Annotated in this window: 1 protein-coding gene; it reads right to left on the bottom strand. The window is 66.1% G+C overall.

Translation table 11 applies throughout. The annotated features are described in order from the left end of the window. Positions 1 to 1,186: polymorphic toxin-type HINT domain-containing protein (locus G5C51_RS44210; RefSeq protein WP_338118516.1), on the bottom strand; the 1,186-nt coding region annotated here is incomplete at its 3' end. Positions 1,187 to 1,250 lie beyond the last annotated feature (64 nt).

The following is a 1,250-nucleotide window of genomic DNA, read 5'->3' as shown; positions in this document are numbered from 1 at the left end:
CGCAGTCGTCGTTGTTGTGGACGAGGGCGTTTCGGTTGCCGATTCCGATGTAGTAGGTGGGGGTGTCGGCGATGGTGAGGTCGTGGGTGGTTTGGCGTTGGGTGTAGCGGTGGATGCCGGTGATTGTGAGGGTGTTGCCGGTGCGGGTGCGCAGGTGGTCGCCGGGGGTGAGGTCGCCGGCGTCGGTCCAGCGGTCCTGGCCGGGCTGCCAGAAGGGGTGGGTGTCGGTGGTGGTGACCCGGGCCGGGCCGGTGGGAGTGGCGACGGTCAGGACGGTGAAGTCCTTGTCGTCGTGCGTGGTGATGGTGCGGGTGACCGGGCGGGGAGCGGTGAGGCCGGTGGCCGGGTCGGTGGCCCAGACCTTCTCACCCGCGCGCAGGTCCTGGATCGGCCGGCGTGAGCCGTCGGCGAGCAGGACCGGGGTGCCGGGCAGGAAGCTGTGCTTGACCGGGCAGGCGGTGGGCTTGCCGTTCTTGCGCTTCTTGCGGGCGGCGTCGGCCTTCTCCTTCAGCCTGGCCGTCTTCTCCTTCAGCTTCTTGATCTTCTTGCTCTGGTCGTACAGACCCTTCAGGCTCTTGCCGATCTTGTAGCCGTTCTTGACGATCGACTTGCCGACATTCCAGCCCTTCTTCGGGTTGAGGAGGTACTTCTTCGCCAACTTCAACGGCATCCCACCGACCGCCATCAACAGCGCATTGATGACCGTCTCGGTGCAGGCACTGCCATCACCCTCGGTAATGCACTTCAACGCATCGGTCAGCCCGGATTCCTCACCGGCAATCTTGATCAGCTCATTGGCGGCCTTCTTCAGATCCGCCTTCGTAACGTCGTACTCCTTGAGCGCCTTGTCCAGCTCACTCTTGGCCCTGTTGTACGCCCGCTCCTCAGGACTCAGATTCGGATCGGCCCCGGCATTGTCCGCAGAATCGCCCCCGGACCCGTCGCCGCCGCCGTCCTGGCCGTCCCCGCCGCCGTTGGAACCATCAGCCTGCGGATCACCGCTCTTCCCGCAGTCCTCGCCGCCGGTGACCTTGCACACCTGAGTACTGATGCCCTGCGCGATGGTGTCACCCACCGTCGTCATCAACAGCGCACCCACGATCGCCACCACCACCGCGATCACACCGAGATACTCCGCCGCCCCCTGACCCCGGTCGAAATGCCGCAACCCGAACTGCCGCGACACGCACAGCCTCCGACGCCACCCACGCGCACTGCCGCCCCGCCGCATCCCAGCCCCACTCCCCACC

It is taken from the genome of Streptomyces coryli, from assembly GCF_011044975.1.
GTDB classification, from domain to species: domain Bacteria; phylum Actinomycetota; class Actinomycetes; order Streptomycetales; family Streptomycetaceae; genus Streptomyces; species Streptomyces coryli.
The sequence above is the reverse complement of the archived record's forward strand: the minus strand, read 5'-3'. Positions and strand labels throughout refer to the sequence as shown.